At 51.3% G+C, this 26,952-nt stretch carries 27 protein-coding genes; 7 read left to right on the forward strand and 20 right to left on the reverse strand.

The window, feature by feature from the left end:
- Positions 1–196: 196 nt before the first annotated feature.
- Positions 197–1,369 (forward strand): MFS transporter AraJ, encoded by a 1,173-nt coding sequence (gene araJ / locus GHC22_RS17955; RefSeq protein ID WP_153753666.1) that lies wholly within the window; start codon positions 197–199, stop codon positions 1,367–1,369.
- A 27-nt stretch (positions 1,370–1,396) separates the two neighbouring features.
- On the opposite strand, the gene mak is transcribed toward araJ, so the two are convergent.
- Positions 1,397–2,305, reverse strand: coding sequence for a fructokinase (gene mak, locus GHC22_RS17960; protein WP_100272848.1), 909 nt, complete (start codon positions 2,303–2,305; stop codon positions 1,397–1,399).
- 91 nt (positions 2,306–2,396) lie between these two features.
- Here mak and rdgC point away from each other — a divergent pair, with 91 nt between their 5' ends.
- A complete protein-coding gene (gene rdgC / locus GHC22_RS17965) occupies positions 2,397–3,308 on the forward strand; it encodes a recombination-associated protein RdgC (RefSeq protein WP_003021479.1) in 912 nt (303 codons plus the stop codon).
- A 50-nt stretch (positions 3,309–3,358) separates the two neighbouring features.
- On the opposite strand, the gene ppnP is transcribed toward rdgC, so the two are convergent.
- The 5 genes from ppnP to GHC22_RS17990 form a co-directional block, all read right to left on the reverse strand.
- A complete protein-coding gene (gene ppnP / locus GHC22_RS17970; protein ID WP_003021477.1) occupies positions 3,359–3,643 on the reverse strand; it encodes a pyrimidine/purine nucleoside phosphorylase in 285 nt (94 codons plus the stop codon).
- A 71-nt stretch (positions 3,644–3,714) separates the two neighbouring features.
- Positions 3,715–4,392 (reverse strand): AroM family protein, encoded by a 678-nt coding sequence (locus tag GHC22_RS17975; RefSeq protein ID WP_003830963.1) that lies wholly within the window; start codon positions 4,390–4,392, stop codon positions 3,715–3,717.
- A gap of 246 nt (positions 4,393–4,638) precedes the next feature.
- Positions 4,639–4,830, reverse strand: coding sequence for a protein YaiA (yaiA, locus tag GHC22_RS17980; RefSeq protein ID WP_003021472.1), 192 nt, complete (start codon positions 4,828–4,830; stop codon positions 4,639–4,641).
- A gap of 26 nt (positions 4,831–4,856) precedes the next feature.
- Positions 4,857–5,402, reverse strand: a complete 546-nt coding sequence (gene aroL / locus GHC22_RS17985) for a shikimate kinase AroL (RefSeq protein WP_008783910.1) — start codon at positions 5,400–5,402, stop codon at positions 4,857–4,859.
- Between the two features lie 186 nt (positions 5,403–5,588).
- Entirely contained in the window at positions 5,589–6,044 is a 456-nt protein-coding gene (locus tag GHC22_RS17990; RefSeq protein ID WP_008783909.1) for a YaiI/YqxD family protein, read from the reverse strand.
- Between the two features lie 273 nt (positions 6,045–6,317).
- Here GHC22_RS17990 and proC point away from each other — a divergent pair, with 273 nt between their 5' ends.
- Complete coding sequence (proC, locus tag GHC22_RS17995; protein ID WP_003021462.1) at positions 6,318–7,127, forward strand: pyrroline-5-carboxylate reductase; 810 nt, start codon at positions 6,318–6,320, stop codon at positions 7,125–7,127.
- Positions 7,128–7,144: 17 nt separating this feature from the next.
- Here proC and adrA read toward each other — a convergent pair whose 3' ends face one another.
- The 5 genes from adrA to GHC22_RS18020 all read right to left on the reverse strand — a co-directional run bounded on the left by adrA (position 7,145) and on the right by GHC22_RS18020 (position 11,977).
- Positions 7,145–8,260, reverse strand: a complete 1,116-nt coding sequence (gene adrA, locus GHC22_RS18000; protein WP_095533161.1) for a diguanylate cyclase AdrA — start codon at positions 8,258–8,260, stop codon at positions 7,145–7,147.
- A 91-nt stretch (positions 8,261–8,351) separates the two neighbouring features.
- Positions 8,352–8,672, reverse strand: a complete 321-nt coding sequence (gene psiF, locus GHC22_RS18005) for a phosphate starvation-inducible protein PsiF (protein ID WP_003830956.1) — start codon at positions 8,670–8,672, stop codon at positions 8,352–8,354.
- A gap of 97 nt (positions 8,673–8,769) precedes the next feature.
- Positions 8,770–10,185 carry an alkaline phosphatase gene (gene phoA / locus GHC22_RS18010; protein WP_008783904.1) on the reverse strand — a complete coding sequence of 472 codons (1,416 nt, stop codon included), beginning with the start codon at positions 10,183–10,185 and terminating at the stop codon, positions 8,770–8,772.
- Positions 10,186–10,289: 104 nt separating this feature from the next.
- Positions 10,290–10,532: a sigma-S stabilization anti-adapter protein IraP gene (locus GHC22_RS18015; protein WP_079935136.1), complete on the reverse strand. Its 243-nt coding sequence runs from the start codon at positions 10,530–10,532 to the stop codon at positions 10,290–10,292.
- Between the two features lie 248 nt (positions 10,533–10,780).
- On the reverse strand, positions 10,781–11,977 hold the full coding sequence (locus GHC22_RS18020) for a multidrug efflux MFS transporter (protein WP_153753667.1): 1,197 nt from the start codon (positions 11,975–11,977) through the stop codon (positions 10,781–10,783).
- Positions 11,978–12,278: 301 nt separating this feature from the next.
- Between GHC22_RS18020 and ddlA the strand changes: the two genes are divergently transcribed.
- Positions 12,279–13,373, forward strand: a complete 1,095-nt coding sequence (gene ddlA, locus GHC22_RS18025) for a D-alanine--D-alanine ligase (RefSeq protein WP_153753668.1) — start codon at positions 12,279–12,281, stop codon at positions 13,371–13,373.
- Positions 13,374–13,396: 23 nt separating this feature from the next.
- Here the strand turns inward: ddlA and GHC22_RS18030 are convergent, their stop codons facing one another.
- A complete protein-coding gene (locus tag GHC22_RS18030) occupies positions 13,397–13,615 on the reverse strand; it encodes a DUF2754 family protein (protein WP_153753669.1) in 219 nt (72 codons plus the stop codon).
- Positions 13,616–13,879: 264 nt separating this feature from the next.
- On the opposite strand from GHC22_RS18030, the gene GHC22_RS18035 reads away from it, so the two are divergent.
- Complete coding sequence (locus GHC22_RS18035; protein WP_032942507.1) at positions 13,880–14,203, forward strand: DUF2755 family protein; 324 nt, start codon at positions 13,880–13,882, stop codon at positions 14,201–14,203.
- On the opposite strand, the gene GHC22_RS18040 is transcribed toward GHC22_RS18035, so the two are convergent.
- A complete protein-coding gene (locus GHC22_RS18040) occupies positions 14,188–15,291 on the reverse strand; it encodes a DUF1615 domain-containing protein (RefSeq protein WP_153753670.1) in 1,104 nt (367 codons plus the stop codon). The two genes, GHC22_RS18035 and GHC22_RS18040, sit on opposite strands and share 16 nt — an antisense overlap.
- Positions 15,292–15,305: 14 nt before the next feature.
- Positions 15,306–16,526 carry a peptide antibiotic transporter SbmA gene (gene sbmA / locus GHC22_RS18045; RefSeq protein ID WP_057067136.1) on the reverse strand — a complete coding sequence of 407 codons (1,221 nt, stop codon included), beginning with the start codon at positions 16,524–16,526 and terminating at the stop codon, positions 15,306–15,308.
- Between the two features lie 384 nt (positions 16,527–16,910).
- Between sbmA and ampH the strand changes: the two genes are divergently transcribed.
- The gene (gene ampH / locus GHC22_RS18050; RefSeq protein ID WP_003830945.1) at positions 16,911–18,068 is read left to right on the forward strand and encodes a D-alanyl-D-alanine-carboxypeptidase/endopeptidase AmpH; all 1,158 of its coding nucleotides are present in this window, start codon (positions 16,911–16,913) and stop codon (positions 18,066–18,068) included.
- A gap of 1 nt (position 18,069) precedes the next feature.
- On the opposite strand, the gene iprA is transcribed toward ampH, so the two are convergent.
- Positions 18,070–18,693 carry a hydrogen peroxide resistance inhibitor IprA gene (gene iprA / locus GHC22_RS18055; protein ID WP_003830944.1) on the reverse strand — a complete coding sequence of 208 codons (624 nt, stop codon included), beginning with the start codon at positions 18,691–18,693 and terminating at the stop codon, positions 18,070–18,072.
- An 89-nt stretch (positions 18,694–18,782) separates the two neighbouring features.
- Positions 18,783–21,704 (reverse strand): autotransporter adhesin EhaB, encoded by a 2,922-nt coding sequence (ehaB, locus tag GHC22_RS18060; protein ID WP_153753671.1) that lies wholly within the window; start codon positions 21,702–21,704, stop codon positions 18,783–18,785.
- A 500-nt stretch (positions 21,705–22,204) separates the two neighbouring features.
- On the opposite strand from ehaB, the gene hemB reads away from it, so the two are divergent.
- Positions 22,205–23,179 (forward strand): porphobilinogen synthase, encoded by a 975-nt coding sequence (gene hemB / locus GHC22_RS18065; RefSeq protein ID WP_003830941.1) that lies wholly within the window; start codon positions 22,205–22,207, stop codon positions 23,177–23,179.
- A 77-nt stretch (positions 23,180–23,256) separates the two neighbouring features.
- On the opposite strand, the gene tauD is transcribed toward hemB, so the two are convergent.
- From tauD to tauA, 4 genes are read right to left on the reverse strand one after another with little or no spacing between them, the layout of a single operon-like run.
- Entirely contained in the window at positions 23,257–24,108 is an 852-nt protein-coding gene (gene tauD / locus GHC22_RS18070; protein WP_153753672.1) for a taurine dioxygenase, read from the reverse strand.
- Positions 24,105–24,935 carry a taurine ABC transporter permease TauC gene (tauC, locus tag GHC22_RS18075; RefSeq protein ID WP_008783892.1) on the reverse strand — a complete coding sequence of 277 codons (831 nt, stop codon included), beginning with the start codon at positions 24,933–24,935 and terminating at the stop codon, positions 24,105–24,107. Before tauC ends, tauD begins: the two co-directional genes overlap by 4 nt.
- Entirely contained in the window at positions 24,932–25,699 is a 768-nt protein-coding gene (gene tauB / locus GHC22_RS18080) for a taurine ABC transporter ATP-binding subunit (RefSeq protein ID WP_071444586.1), read from the reverse strand. The genes tauC and tauB overlap by 4 nt, the downstream gene beginning before the upstream one ends.
- A gap of 14 nt (positions 25,700–25,713) precedes the next feature.
- A complete protein-coding gene (tauA, locus tag GHC22_RS18085; protein ID WP_071444587.1) occupies positions 25,714–26,676 on the reverse strand; it encodes a taurine ABC transporter substrate-binding protein in 963 nt (320 codons plus the stop codon).
- Positions 26,677–26,952: the final 276 nt, after the last annotated feature.

The raw sequence follows: 26,952 nt of genomic DNA on the forward strand, positions 1-26,952 counted from the left end.
CAGAAACCGCCCATCAATAAAACATTATTTTAGTGTATTTTATATATTGAAAAGACTACAATTCCGAGTCCGTATGTTATCGGCATCTAACATGCAAATAATTGCTTTCAAGAATAATTGCAATCGTTCGTTCAGACTTCACAAATATGATAGCATTAGCCCTACTTAGCTGTTGTTGCTGTGTATGACAGGTGGTATGAAAAAAGTCATTTTCTCTTTAGCCCTGGGGACGTTTGGGCTGGGCATGGCCGAGTTTGGCATCATGGGTGTACTCACCGAATTGGCGCGGGACGTGGGAATCTCCATTCCTGCCGCTGGCCATATGATTTCGTTTTACGCCTTTGGCGTGGTGCTTGGCGCGCCCATTATTGCACTCTTTTCCAGCCGCTTTTCGCTCAAGCATATTCTGCTGTTTCTGGTCACGCTGTGTGTGATTGGCAACGCCATTTTCACCCTCTCCTCCTCGTATTTTATGCTGGCGGTAGGCAGGCTGGTTTCAGGCTTCCCGCACGGCGCGTTTTTTGGCGTTGGCGCAATTATCCTGTCGAAGCTCGCCCGCCCGGGAAAAGTCACCGCCGCTGTCGCGGGCATGATTTCGGGGATGACCGTTGCCAATCTGGTTGGCATTCCCGTCGGCACCTGGCTGAGTCAGGAATTTAGCTGGCGCTATACGTTCCTGCTGATTGCCGTCTTTAATATCGCCGTGATGGTCTCGGTCGCTTTTTGGGTACCCAACATCAGCGATGAAGCAAAAGGAAACCTGCGCGAACAATTTCACTTTTTGAAAAGCCCCGCCCCGTGGCTCATTTTCTCCGCCACCATGTTTGGTAACGCCGGGGTTTTCGCCTGGTTCAGCTACGTCAAACCGTACATGATGTTCATCTCCGGCTTTTCCGAAGCGCTGATGACCTTCATCATGATGCTGGTAGGATTAGGAATGGTGTTGGGAAATCTGCTGAGCGGTCGGCTGTCTGGTCGCTATACGCCGCTGCGCATTGCGGTGATAACCGACTTCGTGATTGTGCTGGCTCTGCTGTTGCTCTTTGCCTTTGGCGGGATCAAAGCCGCGTCGCTGACCTTCGCTTTTATTTGCTGCGCGGGCCTGTTTGCCCTGTCGGCACCGCTGCAAATTTTATTGCTGCGAAATGCTAAAGGAGGGGAGCTGCTGGGTGCTGCTGGCGGGCAAATTGCCTTTAACCTCGGCAGCGCGATTGGCGCCTACAGCGGTGGCATGATGCTGACACTGGGCTTTGCCTACAACTACGTGACGCTGCCGGCGGCACTGCTGTCGTTTTCTGCGATGTCGTCACTGTTGCTGTACGGTCGCCTGAAGCGCGCAGTACCCCAGATGACACACGCTGCCGGATAGCATCTGCGCTACCCGGCTACGCGAACCTTACTCCTGCGGCCACAGCCAGGCCGCACCGCGTACACCGCTGGAATCCCCGTGTAGCGCCTTGCGTAGAGGCGTTTCGCATTCGCCGCCAAAGACAAACTGCTTAATCAACGTCGGAACGTTTTGATACAGCCGGTCGACATTGCTCATTCCGCCCCCCAGCACAATGACGTCCGGATCGAGAATATTCACCACATGTGCCAGTGATTTCGCCAGACGACGCTCATAGCGGCTCAACGCCTGCTCCGCAAGAGCATCCTGCGCAGTAACAAGGCTGATAATTTCATTGCCTTTGAGCTGCTTACCGCTCAGACGCTGGTAGTCGGTGGCAAAGCCGGTCCCGGAAATGAAGGTTTCAATGCAGCCTTGTTTACCGCAATAACAGGGGACTTCCTGTCGGAAACGCAGCTCATCTTCGTCCATCCATGGCAGCGGATTATGCCCCCACTCACCCGCGGTACCGTTACCGCCCGTGTGCGCCCGACCATTCAGTGCCACGCCTGCGCCACATCCAGTGCCGATAATCACCGCAAACACGGTTTGCGCCCCGGCCGCCGCACCATCCACCGCTTCTGAAACCGCCAGACAGTTGGCATCATTTGCCAACCGCACTTCACGATTCAGACGCGAACTCAGGTCTTTGTCAAAAGGTTGTCCGTTAAGCCAGGTCGAGTTGGCATTCTTTACCACCCCGGTGTAGGGCGAGATTGAACCTGGAATGCCCATTCCCACGGTTCCCGTCTGCCCGGTGGCGTTTTCCGCCATCTCCACCAGCGTGGCGATGGTTTCTATCGTTTGCCGATAATCATCACGCGGCGTGGGCAGGCGATGGCGAAAAAGCTGTTCGCCCGCATCGCCAAGCGCAATAACTTCCGTTTTCGTACCGCCCAAATCGATACCTATACGCACTGTTTGCTCCTCTTCCCGATTAACAATGCAAGCATAGCGACAATTCGCTATCATGCCCGCTGGATTTAACGACAAGGCCGTGGAAATTATCATGCTGTGGTTCAAAAATTTAATGGTTTACCGTCTTAGCCGCGATGTTTCTTTGCGAGCCGAAGAGATGGAAAAACAGCTGGCATCAATGACGTTCACCCCTTGCGGTAGCCAGGATATGGCAAAAATGGGCTGGGTTCCGCCGATGGGATCGCACAGCGATGCATTAACGCATACCGCCAATGGCCAAATTATTATCTGCGCCCGCAAAGAAGAAAAAATTCTGCCGTCGCCGGTTATCAAACAGGCGCTGGAAGCCAAAATATTCAAACTGGAAGCTGAGCAAGGTCGCAAACTTAAGAAGACCGAAAAAGACTCGCTGAAAGATGAAGTTCTGCACTCATTGCTGCCGCGCGCCTTTAGCCGCTTCAGCCAGACAATGATGTGGATCGATACCGTCAACGATCTGATCATGGTTGATTGTGCGAGCGCGAAAAAAGCCGAAGATACGCTGGCGCTGCTGCGTAAGAGTCTCGGTTCGCTGCCGGTCGTTCCGCTGACGATGGAAAACCCTATTGAGCTGACGCTGACTGAATGGGTTCGCTCCGGCACCACGGCGCAGGGCTTCCAACTGCTGGATGAAGCTGAACTGAAAGCGATCCTTGAAGACGGCGGTGTGATCCGCGCGAAAAAACAGGATCTGGTCTGCGACGAAATCGCCGTGCATATCGAAGCGGGCAAACTGGTCACTAAGCTGGCCCTCGACTGGCAGCAGCGCATTCAGTTCGTTATGTGTGACGACGGCTCCATTAAGCGCCTGAAGTTCAGCGACGAGCTGCGCGATCAGAATGAAGATATCGACCGCGAAGATTATGCTCAGCGTTTTGATGCCGATTTCATCCTGATGACAGGTGAACTGGCGGCGCTGATTAAAAGTCTGGTGGAAGGATTAGGCGGCGAAGCGCAACGTTAAGCTGTGTTTAGCGAATGGCGACTCAATATCGCCATTCGTCATTTTTACGCTTACAGGTAACGGCAAAGATAGGATGTTGGCTCTGCTACCTGCAGATGAAACTCGCTGTTGCCCGGTACGTTAAACACGTCTCCTGCGGCATACACTTTCCACTCGGTTTCCCCTGGCAGCAGCACGTTCAGTGCGCCACTAACTACCGTCATCTCTTCAGGCGCCGCAGTACCAAAGGTATATTCACCTTCAGCCATCACGCCTACACTGGCGCGGCCAGTACTGCTGCTGGTAAAACCGATCGATTTTACTTTGCCGGAAAAGTATTCATTACTTTGAAGCATACAACTGGCCCTATCTCGTGATTAAGTTAATACCCAATATAGGGGGCTGACGTTCCACCTGTCACGCAAAATTACGCCAGCAATTCCGAAGCCAGTCGGGCAATCAACACATTGGACAGCAGAACCGGGACATCCAGCGACTTTTGCAGTAAATCACGATGACGTTGATGAAACCCCAGGCAGTCCAGCATAAGAACATCAGCACCTTGCTCAAGGAGATATTTCCCGGCATCAATCAGCTGTTGTTCAGAACCTTCTACTGGATTCGCCACGGCGTACACTGGCGGAGTTTGTAACACCTGCCACTTTTGTGTCTGGGCTTTGAGCAATTCAGCAACAGGTACAATGACCCCAACCTGATGCCCTTCGACAATCGAAGCCACTAACGGGGGAATAATGCGTATAGGTTCCAACAAGATACTATTGCGGGCGGTCAGACGGGTGATTGAGGCGGTACTCATCAGCAGGATCACATCAAATCCCTGATTATCGAGCACCTCCACAATGCTTTGCAGCGAGCGTTCCACTTTCTGACGTGAGACATGAGCAAGTTGGTGGTCGCTAAGCAGCGTTAATAACAGCTCGTCACCGGGTGAAGCCCCGTACTCGGCCATCACATCTTCTCGCTGCATCTGCCCCAGCAGACTGTGGTGAGTAATGTGCTGTTCATCAATATATTCCGTCAGGAGCGGTAACATCTCACACATCGGCACAACGCCAATCGTGAGGATAGCCAACGACGTACTCATTTGTTGCTCCACCGTCTTCTTACTTTGCTGTGAAATCCCGGATAAGTGCCGGGCGCTGACCTGTGCTACAAATGCTCAAAAGCGTAGCAGTAGATCGGCGGTGTATTGTGTAAAGATTCCAGATCATTCCAGTACTGGATTGTTATTGTTTAATTTTCAATTTTTACTGTATACGGCGAAATTTAAAATAATGTGATGCACGCCCGGACTGGCACTTTTAAGACTCGTGCCAGAGCGGTCTTCATATCAGGTTTTATCGGGGTCTTCGTAGCGTTTTTTAGCATCCATCGCTTCCTGAGCTGAAGGATGCTCACTGATCAACGAATTCGGTTTAGGGTGGTCGGCACGAAGTTGATACCAGGTTACCGTCTGGCCTGGCGTCCCTTTTTCAACCGTAACAATGGTCGCTTGACGTGGGTAAGGTGGTTGTGTCGGCATAGTTCTTCCTTTTCACTGGATGAACATTAAGTATAGACACCGCCCTGCAACCGTGGCGCTGCCTGCGCCAGTATCCCAAGAATGTCTTCCACTACCTGCGAAGGCGGATTGGTGGCATCAACGATATAGTGCGCAGCCTCACGATACAGAACATCACGCTGGGCGAGCACTTCCTGAACCTCTTCGGTCAACGGTTTGCCGGTTAGAGTCGGTCGTAATCCTTCTTCAGGCGTGGCCTCCAGACGATCAACCAGTACCGATACCGGTGCGCTTAGATAGATAACCACGCCGTGGCTGCGCATGTAATGACGATTAAATTCGGTAAGAATGATACCGCCGCCGGTCGCAACAACCGTGGCAGGAGCTGTAACAGCCTGCAGAGCGGTCGTTTCCTGGGCACGAAACCCTTCCCATCCTTCTCTTTCGACGATTTCCGCCACGGTCATTTGCACGTGCGATTGCAACCAGCGATCGGTATCAACGAACTGGAAATCAATAGCCTTTGCCAGCGCCATACCGGTTGTCGTCTTACCACACCCCCGGGGGCCAACAAGAAAAAGAGGTTGCGTCATCACAGAATTTCCCCAGAGAGCCGCCAACAAGCGGGATCTGATGCGGTTAAAAATATAATCATATCATCAAACTAGTACATCGCCAAAACCGTAAAGAAAAAATTACAGAAAGAATGGCAAGATGAGTTAACCCCTACTATAACAAGAATTCACAATGAATAAAGTGTAAATAATAAATTACACACTCTATTTTCTACGCTGAACTTCCAGCCACCACTTATCCAGTTCAGCCGCAAAATGCTGTCTGTCGCGGGGCGAAAGGCTGTCCGGCCCCCCGGTCTGGATACCGCTGGCACGCAGTGTATCCATAAAATCACGCATCATCAGACGCTCACGGATCGTCGCTTCGGTATAACGTTCGCCGCGCGGGTTAAGCGCCGCCGCACCTTTTTCAATCACTTCAGCCGCCAGCGGAATATCTGCCGTTATCACTAAATCACCGGCGCTGCACTGACGCACAATCTCGTTATCAGCCACGTCAAAGCCCGCAGGCACACGTAATGTGCTGATGAAACGCGAAGGCGGGACGCGCAGGCTTTGGTTGGCCACCAAAACAAGCGGCATTTGCATGCGCTCAGAGGCGCGGTACAAAATGTCTTTAATCACATTCGGACACGCATCGGCATCCACCCATATTGTCATAGCTTCTCCCCACTGGTGTGCTGTCGCACATTGTCGCGTGCTTTTACTTTCAGGCAAAGTGCTGTTTCTCCTTCTGAACATATTCATTCCGCGCTAAGCTTAGCTTTCCCAGATTTACCCTAAATAATTCGGGTTGCAGGCAGGCGGCAAGAGAGTGAGTCCCGATGAGCTTACTCTGGTAAGTGATTCGGGTGAGCGAACGCAGCCAACGCACATGCAACTTGAAGTATGACGGGTATAAAACAATGAATATCATCCATAGGGAGTGACAAGATGGACAAGAAAATTGGTTTTATCGGCTGCGGTAATATGGGCAAAGCCATTCTTGGCGGCATGATCGCCAGCGGCCAGGTTCTCCCCGGACAAATCTGGGTCTACACCCCTTCCCCCGATAAGGTCGCCGCGCTACACGACCAGTACGGCATTAATGCGGCGCAGTCTGCACAAGAAGTCGCGCAAATCGCTGATATTGTTTTTGGGGCCGTAAAACCAGGCATCATGATTAAGGTGCTGAGCGAAATTACCTCCAGCCTGAACAAAGATTCCCTTGTCGTCTCGATTGCCGCCGGTGTTACCCTCGATCAACTTGCCCGCGCGCTGGGTCATGACCGTAAAATCATTCGCGCGATGCCAAACACGCCATCGCTGGTGAACGCCGGAATGACCTCCGTCACGCCAAACGCCTTAGTCACGCCGGAAGATACGGCCGACGTGCTCAATATCTTCCGCTGCTTTGGCGAAGCTGAAGTCATTGCGGAGGCAATGATTCATCCGGTCGTTGGCGTCAGCGGTTCAGCACCGGCCTATGTATTTATGTTTATCGAAGCGATGGCAGATGCCGCCGTTCAGGGGGGGATGCCCCGCGCACAGGCTTATAAATTTGCAGCACAAGCGGTAATGGGTTCGGCGAAGATGGTTCTGGAAACGGGTAAACATCCTGGCGAATTGAAGGATATGGTGTGCTCGCCGGGTGGAACCACCATTGAGGCGGTACGCGTCCTGGAAGAACGCGGTTTCCGTTCATCGGTGATTGAAGCGATGATTAAGTGCATGGAGCAGTCGGAAAAACTCAGCCGCTCCTGAGTTAACACCGCCGGACGTCAGGCCGCCGCTTCAGTGCGGTTACGTCCGGAATTCTTTGCTTTGTAGAGAGCCATATCTGCTGATTTTAACCATTCTCGATAGTGTTCAGTTTCAGACGTCAGCGGCGCAACGCCCACGCTAATGCGCAGGTCAACCTGCGGCGCGCAAGATAAACGCAGTTGGGTAAGCCGTTCGTGAACACGAGACATCGCTGCAATCGCGCTGCTCGCTGACGTGCCACACATGATTACCGCAAACTCATCACCGCCAAAGCGACCAATCACATCGCTACCGCGTAAGGTCATCTGTAACTGGCGGGTCAGTGCAACAATGGCCTGATCCCCGACGTCATGGCCCCAGGTATCATTGATACTCTTAAAATGGTCGATATCGATGATAAGGAGCGTGGCATCACGCTGATGGCGGCGGCAATTATCAAATTCATTCCGCAGCAACAGTTCCCAATGACGTCGGTTATAAACCCCGGTCATCCCATCTCGCGTACTCATAACCTGTAAGCGACGTTTATGTTCTGCCAGCCTGATGAGCGTCTGGTAACTCACCCAGGCAAATAGCAACGGGTAAACCACTAACACCGGCAGCGACAGCAGCACACTCAGTTGCGTACTGCTAAAAGCCACGGGAATATCCGTTAACTGTAACGTCACCAGGCAGGAAACCACCATCAACACGGCGCCTGCGATGAAGACACGCATACCCCCTGCGCCCATCAGGTTGATACAGATAATCATCAACAGCGCCGTGGATGGCAGCAAGTTTATCCCCATAATCCCCATCCACATCCCGGCGAGGATGGCATCGGCTTTTAAGTTGGTATATTCGCTATGCAGTGGATCGATAGCTTTACTTGCCAATTGCCATGCCAGATGCGGCCAGACAAACGCCCATCCCACCAGCAAAAGCCACCAGCCTCCGGTTATTGGCTGAGAAACTAATACCGACGCGATAGGGAAAAACATTCCCCCCAGTCCCACCGCTCGCGGCAGCCTGATTCGTCGGGCAAATCGCAGACCGGAACGTTGGTGGTCATTTTGATGAAGCAATATAAATGCTTCATTCGGGACGACCTTCTTTTGATAAAAGTTTTCATCATTCATCGTATTTGGGAATATTCTGAAACAAATTTCCCAAATTATAGGAAGGGGTCTGGTGGCGGAAGTATGATATTTCGGGTGAGCGATTTTACCTGCTCACCCGGAAGTGCTAAGCAGATTTTTTCAGGCAAGCGCTCATAAACTTATTACGATCATCGCCTTTCAGAGACTGTTCCGTCGCCTTGACGTTGCATTCACGCATTTTCTGTTGCTGTGGCGTCAGGCTCTTTTCCTCAGGTGCAGATTTACTGTTTTTCAGGCAATCACTCATATAGGTCTTACGCGCATCCCCTTTTAAGGTCTGCGCCGTGGCCTGCTGATTGCAGGTGGTCATACGCTGTTGTTGCGGGGTTAACGTCTTCTCGGCAGCACCGACGGTAGTTAAAAAAATCAGACCAAAAAGTAACGTCATTAATAATGTAATTTTCATAGCACCATCCTTTTCTGAACGACGACACACAGGTAAGTTTGGCTGCTAACGATAAAAATACCACCCGACGGCAAAAGTATTGCCGCCGGGTATCAGCTTATTTCAGTCCTAACGCCGCTTTCATGGTGTAAAACAGATCGGTTTGATCGGTCAGGCCAACCACATTCGCCGCATGAGGGCCATAGGCTGCAATACGCAGTTGGCTGCCGGTGTGCTCCTGGGACTCTTCTTCAGAGTTGCCATAGCTAATGACCATCACCGCGCCATCTTTAGTGTTCAGCGCCTGCGTCAAACCTGGCGCTTTGGTATCCGGTGCGACGATCTGGCTGGCATGCGCGTGGTCAGCGGTTACCACAACCAGGGTGTTGCCATCTTTCTTCGCAAAGGCAAGTGCACGCTGCACTGCTTCATCCAGATCGACCGTTTCACCAATTTGTCCACACGGGTTAGCGGCATGATCTTGTTTGTCGATTGACGCGCCTTCTACTTGCAGGAAGAAACCTTTCTCATTTTTGCTTAACAGCTCAATCGCTTTATCCGTCATCTGCGCCAGCGTTGGCACGCTGTCGTTACGTTTTGGATTTGGCGTACAGGTCACTACCGGCTTATCCAGGTTGCCGTGATAAGACGCTTTCGGCCCTTCCCAACGCACTGGCATATTACCGTCTGAGAACAGACCCAACAGCGGTTTATCCTGATTCGCTTCGCTAACAGCCGCCAGCGTCGCGGCATCACTCACCATCTGGTAACCACGGGCCTGGGCTTGTTCTCGCAGCGTTTTACCCTGCCACTCACCTGCCGTAGCGGTTTCAGTAAAAGTCTTTGCCCCGCCGCCTAACGTAACATCCGCACGAGCATTCAATAATTGTTCGGTAATTGACCCTTTACCGCCTTTTTCCAGCGCGTTCGTCGGGCATTTTTCAGCCGTCACGCTCGGGCCATAGCATTTACGCGAAGTGACATGGGCAACCAGTGCGGCCGGCGTGGCATCCTGTAATTCAGCCGTGGAAACGTTGCCTGTCGCCAGACCTGCCGCTTTGGCCATTTCCAGAATCGTGGTGTGATCTTTTTCATGAATATCCACACCCAGTGCCCCATTATAGGTCTTCACGCCGGTTGTCCATGCTGTCGCAGATGCTGCTGAATCTGTCACATAATCGGGCTTGCCCGTTTTCTTATCCAACGCATAATGCGTGTATTGCCCGGTCAGCGGTAAAGCATCAATACCTTTAAAAAAGCCGCCCGCGCCTTCAGCATAATTTCGCGCTGCCGTTATTTCGGAATCGCCCATCCCATCGCCAATCAGTAAAATTATATTTTTGGCTGGTTTATCGTTCAGGGATTCGCGCAGAGCCGCCGTTTGATCGGCAGACAATCGGCGAGCGCCACCCGGCGTGGTGATATCTCCCTGAGCAGCACGATTATCCATAACCGCTACAGTAGATGTTTCTGCATTAATAACCGGGGTAAACAGCAAAGGTAACAGGGCAATAGCCAGAGCGCTTTGTTTCACTTTATATTCTCCATGTATAAATACGGTAAAATTAAAACAAAGCGACTATAAGTATTTGATGTGACACTTTTATGATAATTTGTGGTTACCCCAACACAGATGGATCACAACGCTTTTGGTACGCACTCGCCAGCATTATGTATGTTCGTCAGAAACGCGGGCATGCGGTTTCCGCCAGCCAGCGCCCCCTCAATTTGACGAATAAATATTTGCCGATCGTTCCACGCCATATTGCGCAGCATTTCGATGATTACCCGCTCTAACGTTTCGACCTGTGCCGCCAGATCTTGCGATTCTTCTTCTTTTTGCGCGAGCTTAAGTAACAACTCTGTGACGAGGTTTTTCATTTGCCTATTCCCTTAACAAAATATGGGCCACGTTATCATTAAGGCTCACGACTGCCTAGAGGATGAAAGTTGTATTTTTATAAGGAATAAAAAGATTTGAGAAAACAATCACAACACAAAATAAGGGTAAATGCGTCTGGATGCAGAATGATTCAATATAAAAAGGTAAGAAAAGTAATAATCACACAAATATATAATACACACTTATGAATTAACAACGCTGACAGGCAGCGTTGTTAATCAGGAACTCAACGAACCCCGCGCCGACGTCGCAACGCGATAGCCAGTTGCCAGATATTGATAAGCACAATGCTTGCTGTAGCAATGAACACCCAACGAAATCCCGCCATAGCCGATACCGTTGCACCCATCAATGGCCCGGCGACGTTGCCAAGGTACATAAATGACTGGTTATAGCCAAAGATGCGTCCGGTTATCTGGTCGCTGGAGTATTTCACCAGCAGCGTCTGCACCGCCGGCAACATCGCACCATCAGCAAAGCCGAGCAGAAAACGTAAAATTCCCAACTGCAACGGCGTGGTGACCCACGACATGGCGAAAAACAGCACCACCGCGAAGATTAACGTCGCCATTAAAATCCGCTCAGTACCAATACGGTCGCCTAATTTACCAAGTCGAGGCGCGGAAATCAGAGCAGAAATGCCCGGTACTGAGGCAATCAGCCCACTGAGAAAAGCAATATTCGAACTGTCCGGGACCATTGATTTAATAAATAGCGCCAGAATAGGCCCAATTGAGCCGTTACACAGTTGAATCACCATGGTGGTAAAAAACAAGCTGATCACCAACGCCGGATGCAAAAGCGAGGCAAACACGGCCTTCCCACTCAGACGTTCGCTTTTTTTAATCGTCGGGCGAACGCCCTCTTTGATCAAGAACAGTGTGACCAGAAAACTCACCACCAGCAAGGCGGCGGTAATACAGAATACCGCCCGTAAGCCAACATGATCGGCGATAAAGCCTCCCATCAGCGGTCCGCCAATGACGCCGCTAATTTGCGCCGTAGAGAGCGTACTCAGCGCCCAGCCGCTGCGCTCGCGTGGAACCTGGGACGCAACCAGCGCCATCGCATTAGGAATATAGCCGGAGGTTAACCCCATCACCCCGCGCAGCAGAAAAAGCTGCCAGACGTTAGTGGCAAATGCCTGTAGCAAAATCGCAATGGCCATCCCCAGTGAGGCCCGCAGCAGCATCAGCTTGCGTCCTTTGCGGTCGGCCAGACTGCCCCACATCGGAGAAACAATGGCTGAAATCAGGAAGGTGACGCTGAACGTTAATCCGGACCACATTGATAGCGCTTCATGCGAGGTCACGCCCAGTTGGGAGATATAGAGTGGTAAAAAAGGCAAGATTTGGCTAATCGCCAGTCCGGTAAAAAAGCACCCGAACCAAACGGAAATAAGGTTAACTCTCCAGGATTCCATAAGGACTCATAACGATAAGTAGCTGAAAACTGCGAGCAGCTTAACAAATTACTTAGCTGAATAAGGATCCACAGGTGCGATAAATCACAGTTTAGGATTTTATCTTCCCGCTCATCATATTTGTGATACAGCTCATATCAAACCCATGTTATAAACAGGGGATTGTGCTTCCCGCGCGATCTGCGTGTATGTCCCCTTCTAATCCCCTGTCATTCGCCAAAACAATCTGCCAGAAGCCGAGGAAACCTGCGTTTTGTCGTGGTAATGTATGTGCTTTGCATTCATGGAATGGGTTTTTAAGATGGCAAAGTTGCGGGTAGGAATCGTATTTGGTGGTAAATCAGCGGAACATGAAGTGTCATTGCAATCGGCAAAAAATATTGTCGATGCCATCGACAAGACTCGCTTTGACGTTGTGCTGTTAGGTATTGATAAACAAGGGCAATGGCACGTCAGCGATGCCAGTAACTATCTGCTCAATTCAGACGATCCGGCGCATATTGCGTTGCGGCCTTCTGAAACCAGCCTGGCGCAGGTACCCGGTAAACAAGAGCACCAGTTGATCGATGCACAAAACGGTCAACCACTGCCGACGGTCGATGTTATTTTCCCAATCGTACACGGTACTTTGGGTGAAGATGGCTCTCTGCAGGGCATGCTGCGCGTGGCGAACCTGCCGTTTGTCGGTTCTGATGTGCTGGGTTCTGCTGCCTGTATGGATAAAGACGTGACCAAACGTCTGCTGCGTGATGCCGGGTTAAACATCGCGCCATTTATTACGCTCACTCGCGCGAATCGCAACAGCATCAGCTTTAGTGAAGTGGAATCCCGCCTGGGTCTGCCGCTGTTTGTAAAACCGGCCAACCAGGGATCGTCCGTTGGCGTCAGTAAAGTAACCAGCGAAGCCCAATACGATCAGGCCGTCGCGCTGGCATTTGAATTCGATCATAAAGTCGTTGTGGAGCAAGGGATCAAAGGTCGCGAGATCGAATGTGCGGTACTGGGCAACGATCATCCGCAGGCCAGTACCTGTGGTGAGATCGTGCTGAACAGCGATTTTTACGCTTACGACACTAAATACATTGACGATAACGGTGCCAAAGTTGTCGTTCCAGCAGCAATTGCGCCAGAGATTAACGATAAGATCCGCGAAATCGCCATTCAGGCCTACCAGACTCTGGGCTGTGCCGGCATGGCGCGCGTGGACGTCTTCTTAACTGCTGAAAACGACGTTGTGATCAATGAGATCAACACGCTGCCTGGCTTTACCAACATCAGTATGTATCCGAAGCTGTGGCAGGCGAGCGGTTTAGGCTATACCGATTTGATCACTCGCCTGATCGAACTGGCGCTGGAACGCCATGCTGCGGATAGCGCGCTGAAAACCAGTATGTAAACCCGTCAGGATGCCTGATAGAGCTATTGGGCATCCTTTGCTTCATCATCTTCAACGCGGCGACGGATGATTAATCCGGCCAGCCAAAAGCTAATCACCCAGCTCACCAGCCCCACCGCATAAGTTTGCCATCCCTGCGCTTTAAAACCTAATAACCCCACCACGCCATTCAGAATAAAGATAAGCCCAATAGCGAAGGCATAGTAGTGCCAGTCTCGGCGGATTTTTACAGGCAGGTTCATAACAGCTCCGGTGAAAATACAACACAGGGAGGCATCCTCGCACATTTCCCCGAGGGCGTCTGTGGCCTGTGCATAATTTCTTAAATGTAACTCAGTTTAACTTAAGGTTACATAATTGTGACCGCCAACAAAAAACCGAAATCCAGGAATAATCTCTACCTGAAATTACCATCATTCTGATATTGACATTGCCGATCACCTGTCAGACTCACTCTCAGTTCCAGGCATTACGTCAAAAAAAGCAGGTTATTTCCGGAGGTCTTTATGGCTGATTTTACGCTCTCAAAATCCCTGTTTAAGGGCAAGCATCGGGATCCCTCCTCCCTGCCCGGCAACATTGCGTATGCCGTATTTGTGCTGTTTTGCTTCTGGGCGGGTGCACAGATTTTAAATCTGTTGGCCCACGCGCCCGGCATCTATGAAGAACTGATGCAGCTGCAAATGCAGGAGACAGGACGCCCGCGGGTTGAAATCGGTTTAGGCGTCGGTACCCTCTTTGGACTGATCCCCTTCCTGGCCGGAAGCCTGATTCTTGGCGTCATAGCGGCGGTCATGCGCTGGCGTCACCGTCATCATAAAGATGACTGATTCATACACTTCGCCCGACGATCGTCCACCCGTTTAGCAAACCACGCAGTAGTCAGATTACGCGTGATCTTCGGGCTTTCCAGTTGAATGCCCGGCAGCATTTCACGGGGTAACGTTTTCCCGGTCTTCGCTTCCGCCAGCTTATAAACCTTTTCGTACAATGCGGTTTTTTCAAAGGCCAGGCTGTCACCTTTTTGCAGTTGACGGCGGATCTCACTCTCGCTCATCCCTAGCTTCCCGGCCAGTTTACGTACCGCCAGCTCCGTTTTGCCCGGCTCACTGCTGCCATAGAGAATCAGATCCCCGTCCATCGCCAGCTTCACTCCGCTGGCTTTACTGACCGCATTCTGGAAAGCTGCATTGCGGCTCGCATACCATCCGGCATTAAAATCGGCGAAGCGGAAGATTGGCGCACTGTAATTCGCCGGGTAGTTGAGCAGATGATACGTACCGAACCACAACCCACCACGGCGGCTAAACACTTCCTGACGTACCGTCCCCGCCATTTTCCACGGATACCCGCTGGTGTGCTGCTCAGCAAACGCGATACTGACCTGCATTGGACCACCGGTATGTATCGGATTAAGCGATCCGAACAATGTCTGCCCCATCGGTACCATGTTGATGAAATCATCAAAGATGGCACTAAGCTGTTTTTCCGTCTTCACCGTATCCAGACGCTCGCTGTAGCTTTTCCCCGTTGGCGAGTTAATCTTTAGCGCGGTATGCACGACAAACAGCGGGATATGCATGCGTTCTGCGCGACGGTCAATCTCTTTCCAGGCGATTTTGCTTAAACCAGGAACAGCCGGATCGGCCTGGAAGTTTGACTCCTGCTGCGCTACCGCCAGCACCGAACAGATATTTTCAACCGTTGGTGCCAGCTTCTGGCTTTCAAAGGTCTTTGCCAAATCCTGCGCCCATGCGTCCCGGTCTTTCACGCTGGCGGGCATTTTCTGGCGCACCACGCTCGCCACATCGACGGCTTTCTCCCCTTTTTTTAGCGGCTGCGCGGGTTGACTACTGCATCCCACCAGCACTAATGCTGCCAGACCGGACAAGGGGTAAAGACGGGAAACCGTCGACATAACATCTCCTTTTGTTAACTAAGAGTATGGGTAACTTCCTGAATTTCCTGACCATCAAGCTCGCGCTCAAAGCTGCGCAGACGCTTATAAATAGACATCAGTTCCACTAACGTTGTCCAGGAGTTAATCAAATACTGGAACGAGCCGCGCACCTGGCCAAATACGTTGGTGATTTGCGTCATCAGGCCGAGCGTAATCGTACCGGCAACAATTGACGGAAACAGCAGGAACAAACCGAAAACGTTATCAACCTGCAGGTAAAGAATACGGGCGATATTGAAGTACATATAGTGAAAATAGAGACGGAAGTAGTTTTGCCGTACCGCATGGAACAGTTCACGCACCGTCGGTGGCGTCGCACGGTTGCCATCATCTTCGCCATAGACCAATTCTTTACGATAGGCCGCTTCCACGCGCTGGTTTTTAAACTCCAGCCCGGGAAGTTTTATCCCGACCACGGCCAGTAAACCGGTTCCCATCAGCGACCAGACAATCGCGGCAATCACCAGGCCATAAGGCACATGTCCAACAATCGGCAGGTCAGGAACATGGGCAGAGAGTGTAACCAGTACAGGCAGGAAGGCAATCAGCGTCATAATTGCGTTGATAAAGCTGACGCCCATATCTTCCAGCGTAGAAGCAAAACGCATGGTGTCTTCCTGCACACGCTGCGCTGCGCCTTCGATGTGACGCAAATGCTGCCAGTGTGCCATATAGTGTTCGTTCATCGCGGTACGCCAGCGGAACACATAGTGGCTAACGAAGAAGTTGTTCATCACACCAATGACCACGGCTATCAGCGCAATGCCGAGAAAAACGCCCACTTCATGATAGAACTGCTCAATCTTCACCTTGTGTGGTGCGCTGAGCGCAGTTTGAATCAGGTCATAAAATGGCGCATACCAGGCGTTGACGGCGACGCCGACTTCAACCAGAAACCAGGTCACAAAAATAATCAGCGATGTGCCCAGAATAGACCAGTACTGCCAGCGGTGTGGACTGTAGAGAAACCAGAACAGCGCGAACACCCCGACACAAAGAATGTAGTAAGCATAAAAAATCAGGTAATCTAACGACCAAAAACGCGCTGCGCTAATAGGTACGTCTCCCGACGCGCCGGTAATATGTGCAACCCAGGCTCCCCCACCTGCTTGCCAGAATACAACGGCGACCAGTGCCCAAATAAATGCCGAAATAAAGAACGGCCCCGGCTTTGGGAAAAAAGACTTAAACATAGTGCTCTCCTGCTAACTTCTTATCGTTATGACGACTGCTGTGCATTTGCCACCGTGGAGTGCGGAGGCCAGACGGCTTACGCCCAAAAACACAAGCTGAAACCGACAATTGTGACCAAAACCGAGGCACTTAGTTCGCACCTCGGTTATGAAGAATTGTTTCTGTGGTTTTCACACTCGACAACGTTCCAGTATGTGCAGATTATCACAGCGTGAGATCACAAAAGCGAACATCCGCAATCCAGGAAACTCCTGTGTTTACTCATCGTTACGTTTTTCCCACTATCATTGGTTGATAAGCGCTTTGCAATACGCCGATGAGTAGTATAAATACGCATACGCACGACATCCTTTTTCACTTTCTCTAACTCATGGACACCACCGTTGAAACGTAGTCTGCTTTTTTCTGCCGCGCTGTGTGCGGCGTCATTGACATCTGTCCAGGCGGCACAGCCTATAACCGATCCGGTCTTCGCCTCTGATATCGTTGATCGTTATGCCGACCATATATTTTACGGCAGTGGTGCTACGGGGATGGCGCTCGTGGTGATTGATGGTAATCAGCGTGTATTTCGCAGTTTTGGTGAAACACGCCCCGGCAATAATGTTCACCCGCAACTGGATTCCGTAATCCGCATTGCCTCAATTACCAAATTAATGACCAGCGAAATGCTGGTGAAATTACTCGATCAGGGCACGGTCAAACTCAACGATCCATTGAGTAAATATGCACCTCCTGGCGCACGCGTACCCACTTATCAAGGAACACCAATTACGCTGGTGAATCTGGCGACGCATACCAGCGCACTGCCGCGCGAACAGCCAGGCGGCGCGGCCAAGCGCCCGGTGTTTGTCTGGCCAACCCGCGAGCAGCGCTGGAGCTATCTCTCGACGGCTACGCTTAAAGCCGCGCCAGGATCGCAGGCTTCTTATTCCAACCTGGCGTTTGACCTGCTGGCCGATGCGCTGGGTACCGCGTCCGGTAAGCCTTATCCGCAGCTGTTTGAAGAAAAAATCACCCGTCCGCTGGGGATGAAAGACACCACCTTTACGCCATCTCCCGATCAGTGCCGACGCCTGATGGTCGCGGAAAAAGGTGCCAGTCCTTGTAACAATACGCTGGCAGCGATGGGCAGCGGCGGCGTCTATTCAACGCCTGGCGATATGATGCGCTGGATGCAGCAGTATCTTTCTTCTGACTTTTATCATCGTAGCCAGCAGGCCGACCGGATGCAGACGCTGATTTACCAGCGTACGCAGTTAACTAAAGTGGTGGGAATGGACGTTCCAGGCAGAGCCGATGCGCTTGGTTTGGGCTGGGTCTACATGGCGCCGAAGAATGGCAGACCGGGAATTATTCAAAAAACCGGTGGCGGCGGTGGCTTCATTACCTATATGGCGATGATCCCACAGCAAAACGTTGGGGCATTTGTCGTAGTGACGCGCTCTCCGCTGACCCGTTTTACCAATATGAGCGACGGTATCAACGAACTGGTTGCAGAGTTGAGCGGGTACAAGCCACAGGTCATTCCTGCATCCTGATTCAATACTCAAAAGGCAAACGGTTAATGCACACCAGTTTGCCTTTATTCATTTCAATGTAACCGCCTTTACGCAATGCTGCGAGAACCTCAGCGACAACCGAGCGTGAAATTCGTGTGCGTTGGTGAATATAGTTCATAACGCCGATGCGTGAGCGAAGGGCTTCATCCCATTTCGTCATAGAGATCAATGTCGCGCGGATCTGATCGTAGGAGTTATTGCCGATCAACTGCAGATCGCGTAATTCAAGCATGGAGTTTTGCCATGCCAACCAACAAAAAGCTTCACGCCAAAGCTGGCACTCTTCAATTATATTAATTGTTTGCGAGGCAGGTAGATGGTATCCCGTACAATCGCTTTCCGTGATTAATCTGTATTGTATATCTGTTTTTATCACACCATCTGAAAGCCCCATTATAAACGGTGCCTGCGCAATACCGACCAGCACATTCTCCCCTCGCCTCAGAGAAATTACACCATTTAAAATGATAAAGGTATCGTCACTGTTTATATCACTGGAATAAATTATTTCTTTATCGTTATCACACTCAAAGTGTTTGCCATATTTTGACAAACATTTATCAAGCTTACCAAATTCCACAAGCGGTTTATTTGCAGACAACATTTGGGCATTCCTTGCAATAAATGCCCGTCAAATCCGTGACGGGCATTTTTCTGAGTTAGATTATCTTTTCTTTAACAACAAGAGATGTCTTACCAGGTATATTTAACACCAACATTTGCAGACCAGTCTTGATCAACATCGCCACCACCGAGGTAGTTAGCATCGGTGTATGCGCTGAAGTTTTTGGTAAAGCTGAACTGAGTACCCAGTCCAACACGTACCGCAGAACCTTCTACACCGTTGTCGATAGAGTCGCCGTTTACGTCAGAATCGTTGTTAGAGTCGTCGTAAACGTAGGCCAGTTTGAAGTACGGAGTCAGCGCCTGGTCGTCGCTATAAGCGAAGGTATAACCTGCATCGACACCGAGTTCATAACGCATGCTGTCATAAGACTGGCTATCAACTTTCATGTCGTTGCTCAGCTTATAGTCATCACCAGACTGGAACAGACCGGATACGCTGCCGTATGGCGTTACGTAACCTGCGTCACCCAGCTTCAGGTCATAACCCAGTTTCAAGCCAAAGCCCCAGGCATCAGAAGAGGTGCTGCCATCAACATACTGACCGTTGCTCATGTTAGCAGTCAAATCGTTGTTGAAGTGAGAGTAGCTTAAGTTACCGTCAACAAAGATGTTGTTGGCAAAGTGAGCAGAAGAGTAGATGTAGGCAGTCTGGCTATCCTGATCCACCTGACCGGTACGGTCGCTCATATCACCTTTCGCGAAGCCTGCTGCAGCACCGACAATCCACTTAGCGTTGTTACCATCAATTTTGGAATCAACACCGACCATGATGCCGTTAACATCCTGATCGTAGTTAATGGTGCCGTTATCTGCATCGAAGCTACCACCGAAGTAGCTTACCCATGCGCCACCGTTATCAACCAGACCATGACGCGCGTTAGTCAGACGAGTACCAACGGTATCTTGTTCCAGGTTCCAGATATTGGTGTTAGCAGACGGAATGCTCAGCGCCATGTTCGCGTAGTCTGTCAGTTCCATCTGCTGCAGAACAACGGTGTTACCCTGCTGCTGTGCCTGATAGGTGTAAGCACCCAGGTCAGCTTTGTTAGCTGCAGAGAAGGTCGCAGTGCTGTTCGCGTCGTTAACGTAGACCAGCTCGTTACCTTTGTAATCCGCAACAGAACCTGCGCCAGTAGCGTTGTCGATACGGACTTTGTAGTTACCGGTTGCGGCCGCTACATGGTCACCATAGTTATCAACTTCAGACTGATCGCCTGATGTGTCGGAATCGCCGTTACCGTTGATAGTCAGATGACCATCAGAGTTCATCGCGATCACGCCATAACCGTAGTTAGACTGAGATTTATCGTTAGTGCGATCGTTGGTCAGATCAGCATTCAGCACATAGTCAGTGCTGTTGATGTCGAAAACACCCGCGTTAACATGGTTATAAGCGTCGGTGTAGCTAGTCAGGTTCAGGGTATCAACCTGCAGTGCATTACCGGTACTGTTACCCACATCCAGAACGCCGTTGTTAGTGACGTTAATGGTGTTTGCATACAGCGCAGCTTCAAGCACATTCCAGCCAGCAGAAACATCATCGGCGATTGTGACAGTACTGTTGTCGATAGACAGCGTATCAGTTGCAACATGACCATCTTCGTTGATGTTCAGTGCAGAAGCACCAGTCAGAGAGATGGAGTCAGCAACCAGCTCAGAATCACCCACGTTGACGACAGAACCGCTGTTGATGCTCAGGGTATCAATCAGGGAAGTTTTGGTGGTATCCCACTGTGAAGCACCGTTCAGCGTGACGTTGAACAGGCCGCTCTGGTAGACAGCGTTGCCAACTACATGACCATTTTCGTCATAAGAAGTTGTGTCGCTATCAATACCGTAGGTTGAATCCGGCCACAGGCTGTTAGCAGTGATGTCGATCAGCGTAGCGGTGGCTTCAGTGCCTGCATCGTAGCTGTCATAAACTCCGTCACCATCGGTGTCAACCTGGTGCACAGACATTGCCGCACCGACCCACTTACTGCCGTTGTTCAGGGTCAGATCCAGACGGTCAGTACCGTCCCAACCATTGGTATCCAGGTCAGCATCGGTATCACGATAAGTGTCAGCACCGTTCGGGAAGAAGTTCTCATCGAAGTTGCTGGAGAACAGCACATCACCCATCAGTGTGGAATTGTTAAACGTTGCGGTGGTCTGCATCGCGTTATCCGCATTTGGATTAGCAATAACCGCTAACGCAATATCGTCTGCAGTATAAGAGCCGCTGTAGTCGCTTGCATTGCTGGTGTTACCAAACCAACCGGTGGTGCCTTCGTCAGTCCATGAACCAGAGGTCAGGGTAGAATCGCTGACAGCGATAGTGTTGTTAAACACTTCACTGCTGTTTACGCCGGTACTAACGGTGTTATCGTCAATATCCTGCCACTCGTAACCCTGAGTCAGGGTAATGCCAGCGACGTGAGAGTTGGCGGAGATAGACAGATCAACTTCTTGATCCAGCGTGATAGCCGTACCCAGGTTATAAACGTCGACAACGTGTGTGTCAGCTGCGTCATTATACGTACCGTTGTAGGTATAATGTTCGTAGTTGTCATCGATAGTTGAGTTGATGACGTTCATCGCCAGGCGATCGTAGTAATAGTCAGTACCCGTACGGTTAGTACAATCCGTGGTCATACATTCGGATGTCACCATACCGTGAATGGTGCTGTTTTTAATCGTCAGGCTGTTGTTATTGGTGTTAGTAGACAGCCCATCATCCAGATAATAAGTAGAAATAACGCCGTTGACAGTGGCGTTATTGATTACCGGATAAATATCACCGTTATAAATACTATCGGTGTCGTAATTGTTCCAACCAACATATCCATCATAATAGACGCCATCCGCATAAGATGCGTCATTATAATGAGCAAACGTTGTGTAGGTGGTCCCAGAGATATCAGTTGAAGCATTCGCCTGAGAAGTGATTGCCAAAGTGCAGGCTAATGCTAATTGTGAGACTACAAGTTTCTTTTTCCAAGTGTGCATTTGTCATCCCTCCTCAGGGACGTAATATAGTTGATCCATCAATTATCAATGCAAAGAAAACATTTTATGTTTCGCGGGGAAGATTATGCGGTTTCACAAAGGAAAGGTTCAATTATTCTTTGGTTTAAGTCCGATTACGGACAATAGATATGCAAATTATTCGAAACAGCAAATAAACGTAAAAATCATTTTTATTTTAGACAGTTACATGTAAAACCATTGGCGAAACAATATATTGAAATTATGATTAGCTTAAAAATCAAACGTCAGCAAATAAATACCGTTAAATCTCGCCACTTAATTAAAAATTAAATTAAACTAAATTCACCATAAAACTAATCACTATTTAAAATAGTCATAATTGCAAAAATAGAGATAACACATAATACCAAGCATTGATAACATCAACATAACCTCGGCATAACGCCAACTTTCGTAAACCCCTCGCCCTCAGGTTCGGGTATACTACGGCCTTCGATTCCACAAACATCAGGCATACCATGACAGACCTAATCCAACGCCCTCGTCGCCTGCGCAAATCCCCTGCGCTGCGCGCTATGTTTGAAGAGACAACACTCAGCTTAAATGACCTGGTGTTGCCGATCTTTGTTGAAGAAGAACTCGACGATTACAAAGCTATCGACGCCATGCCCGGCGTGATGCGCATACCAGAGAAACACCTGGCGCGCGAAATCGAACGTATTGCTAATGCAGGCATCCGCTCGGTCATGACCTTCGGGATTTCTCATCACACCGATGAGACCGGCAGCGATGCCTGGAAAGAAGACGGTCTGGTGGCGCGCATGTCGCGTATCTGTAAGCAGACCGTACCGGAAATGATCGTCATGTCCGATACCTGTTTCTGTGAATACACCTCGCACGGTCACTGCGGCGTATTATGCGAACACGGCGTTGATAACGACTTAACCCTTGCCAACCTCGGCAAGCAGGCAGTCGTTGCCGCAGCAGCGGGCGCAGATTTCATCGCCCCTTCCGCCGCAATGGACGGCCAGGTACAGGCGATTCGCCAGGCTCTGGACGCCGCGGGCTTCACCGATACTGCGATCATGTCCTACTCCACCAAGTTTGCCTCTTCTTTCTACGGCCCGTTCCGTGAAGCTGCAGGCACGGCGCTGAAAGGCGATCGTAAAACGTATCAAATGAACCCGATGAATCGCCGTGAAGCGATTCGCGAATCGCTGCTGGATGAAGCCCAGGGCGCAGACTGCCTGATGGTGAAACCGGCTGGCGCGTATCTCGATATTCTGCGTGATATCCGCGAGCGCACCGAGCTGCCGATTGGCGCTTATCAGGTCAGCGGTGAATACGCGATGATCAAATTCGCGGCGATGGCAGGTGCAATAGATGAAGAGAAAGTGGTTCTGGAAAGCTTAGGCTCGATCAAACGCGCTGGCGCGGATCTGATCTTCAGTTACTTCGCACTGGATCTGGCTGAGAAAAAAATCCTGCGCTAACCACTTTGTTGCCGAATGGCGACTTCGCCTTATCGGGCCAACAGTTCCATGCCCGATAAGTAAAACCCCACCAACAATCACCCTGCCCGATAAAAAGGCTGATCCCCGAGGATCGTCGCCCGGTGCATAATACGCCGCTGCGGCAGATAATCCGCATTGGCATAATGTTGCGTGACGCGATTATCCCAAATCGCCACATCGTTGGGCTGCCAGCGCCAGCGCACCTGAAACTCCGGTTTGGTGATATGGGCGAATAAAAAGCTTAGTAACGCTTCGCTCTCTTTTTCCGTCACATCGACAATTCGCGTAGTAAATCCCTCATTCACAAACAGTGCCTGTTTACCGCTTACCGGATGGGTCCGCACCACCGGATGTAGCAACGGCGGATGTTTCGCCACCGCATCCAGCCAGCGCTGATGCTCCTCTGGTGTCTTGCGGTATTTATATTCCTGGAACGATTTACGGAAATCATGCTCTGCCCGCAGGCCACTCAGCAACTGACGAAACGGCTCAGACAATGCCTCATAAGCAGCAATTCCGCTGGTCCATAGAGTGTCTCCCCCGGCCGATGGCAGCTCTTTTGCTGCCAGAATCGCCCCGGCAGGCGGCGTGTCGATAAAGGTGACATCGGTGTGCCAGTTGTCGTTATCCGGCGGATTATCGTTATGGGTATCCAGTACGATAATTTCCTCTACCCCTTCGGCATGCGGATAGACAGGGTGAATATGCAGATCGCCGAAACGCAGCGCCAGTGCCCACTGCTGTTGTGGCGTAATCACCTGCTCCCGCAAAAACACCACCTGGTGGCGCAGTACCGCATGATAAAGCTGTTCAAACTGATTATCGCTCAGCGGACGCGTCAAATCCGCACCAGTGATTTGTGCGCCAATGTACGGCCCCAGCGGGGTAATGCTCAGACGTTCACTCATTGTACTTCTCCATGCCAGGGCGTCAGGCGACGCTGAAGCGCGCGCAGACCCAGTTCTAAAATAAATGCGATAACGGCAATGACCGCGATCCCTGCCAGCACCACATCCGTTGCCAGAAACTCACCGGCTGACTGCACCATAAATCCTAACCCTCGCGTGGCCGCGATCAGTTCAGCTGCCACCAGCGTCGACCAACCCACGCCAAGCCCGATGCGTAACCCGGTGAGGATCTCCGGTAATGCCCCCGGCAAAATAACAAACCACAGCACCTGCGCACGGCTGGCCCCCAGCGACTGCGCGGCGCGCACTCTCACCTGCTGCGCACTTTTCACCCCCGCCAACGCCGACATCGCCACAGGGGCGAAAATCGCCAGATAGATCAGCAGGATCTTGGAGGTTTCACCGATGCCAAACCAAATGACCATCAGCGGTAAATAGGCCAGGGGAGGAACCGGACGATACAGTTCAATGATCGGATCGAGAATGCCGCGCATTGTCGGACTCAGCCCCATCGCGATCCCAACCGGAACGCCCAGCAGCACTGCCGCCAGCAGCGCGATAACAATACGCGTCAGACTCGCCGCCAGATGCTGCCACAGCGTGGCATCCATAAACCCTTGCGGCCCGGCAATGACGATCAACTTTTGTAAAACCTGTCCCGGCGGCGGTAAAAACAGCGGACTGATTAACTGCAGCGCCGCCACCGTCCACCACACCGCCAGAATGACGGCCAACGTACCAAGGCTTAAGGTAATCTGCCGCGAGAACGGCCAGCGCCAGTTCAGCACCCGCTGGCGACGGGGTTTATCATTAATCACCACGCTCATGAGAATGCCTCCCGTTGTTCAAAGACACGACCTAACACGTACTCGCGCATGGCGATAAACTGCGGATCGGACTTAATGCTGCGGCTCGACTCTCCGGCCACAAAGCGACGGGCGAAATTGAGCGGCAGACGTTCCAGTACCCGGCCTGGTCCTGGGGACAGCAATACCAGTTCTGTCGCCATAAACACCGCTTCTTCAATATCGTGGGTAATCAGCAGCACCTGTTTGCCAGTCTCATGCCACAGCTTCAGCAGCAGGGTTTGCATCTGCTCGCGGGTAAAGGCGTCGAGCGCACCAAAGGGTTCATCCAGCAGCAACAGCTGCGGGTTGGCCGCCAGCGCCCGGGCAATGCCGACGCGCTGACGTTGTCCACCGGAAAGTTGCCAGATAAAGCGTTTTCCCGCGCCCTCCAGCCCGACTTTCTGCAACATCTCCAGAGCAATACGCTGACGCTGCGGCTTGTCCGCGCCCGCCAGCTGCAGCCCAAAAGCCACGTTGTCCTGCACGTTGCGCCAGGGCAGCAGTCCTTCGTTCTGGAACACGACCCCGCGATCTGCCCCCGGACCATCAACCCTGTTACCCGCCAGCGTGATGCTGCCATGCTGATACGGCACAAACCCAGCAATCAGATTTAACAACGTGGTTTTCCCGCAACCGGAAGGCCCGAGTACCACCAGCAGTTCACCGCTATCGAGCGTCAGGTTGATATCCTCCAGCGCCGGTTTTCCACCGTAGCTGGCGGCAAGATGAGAGATTTGCAGCATCATCGCCTCCTTATTTATTGCACGAAGCGATCGGTCACGTACTGGCTGTAATCCGTCGCGACAGCGGGGACTTTGCCCTGCTCTTTAAGGAACTGCGCGGTGTCGATAATCGCTTTGTTCACCGGGCCGGTTAGCTCAGCGGTTTGCTGTTGCGGTGTCAGGTAAGTGTTACCTTTCACCAGCCCCGGAACATCCGCCTCCGGTACGCCGCTCAAACGTGACAGTTTGCTGATATTCTCCGGCTGCTTCAGCCATTCATCAGGATTAGCGATATAAGGCTGTTGGGCATCAATAGCGCTTTTGGCAAAGGCTTTCACCACCTCAGGATGCTTCTCGGCAAAATCTTTGCGCACCACCCACACGTCCAGCGTCGGTGCCCCCCACTCGCCAACCTGCGAGGAGTCGGTTAACACCTTTCCGTCTTTTTCCAACGCGTTGACCGCAGGTGCCCAGACATACGCACCATCAATATCTCCGCGCTGCCATGCGGCAATGATCGCTGGTGGTTGCAGGTTCACAATCTCCACCTGGCCGGGTTTAATCCCCCAATGTTTCAACGCCGCCAGCAGGCTGTAATGGGTGGTGGAAATAAACGGCACGGCAATGCGTTTGCCAATCAAATCTTCCGGTTTACTGATGTTTTTCTTCACCACCAGCGCCTCAGAATTGCCGAGCTTTGATGCCAGCAGGAAAACCTCAATAGGCACCTGCTGACTGGCAGCGACCGCCAGCGGGCTGGAGCCAAGATTACCGATCTGCACATCACCGGATGCCAGCGCACGAACGATGCTCGCCCCGCTGTCGAATTTGCGCCAGTCAACGGTCGCCCCGCTCTCTTTGGCAAACGAGTTGTCCGCCTGCGCCACTTTGGCAGGTTCGGCGGAGGTCTGATAAGCAACGGTGACGTTCACCGCCTGCGCCTGAAATGCGATGAATGCCAGTACGGCAAGAAGTGCGTTACGCGATGAAATAGCCATGATTGTCTGCTCCCCTGTCTTGTTATGGAGGCAGTATTTCGTTGCGGCACATTTTGATAAAGGAATTAAAAATTCTGGCTAAGAACAAAGCGTTTTTAGAAAAAAAGCGGCAATAGTTAGCTATTTCGCTCATTACAGAACGTAGGCCGGATAAGGCGCTTGCGCCGCCATCCGGCAATCAATGCCTGATGCGCTGCGCTTATCAGGCCTACACTCGCTGTAAATTATTGCGATTTTGTTACATTCGTTACATATCCGCGCCACGATGATTGCCAG

It is taken from the genome of Citrobacter sp. H12-3-2 (genome assembly GCF_009649895.1).
GTDB classification, from domain to species: Bacteria; Pseudomonadota; Gammaproteobacteria; order Enterobacterales; family Enterobacteriaceae; genus Citrobacter; species Citrobacter portucalensis.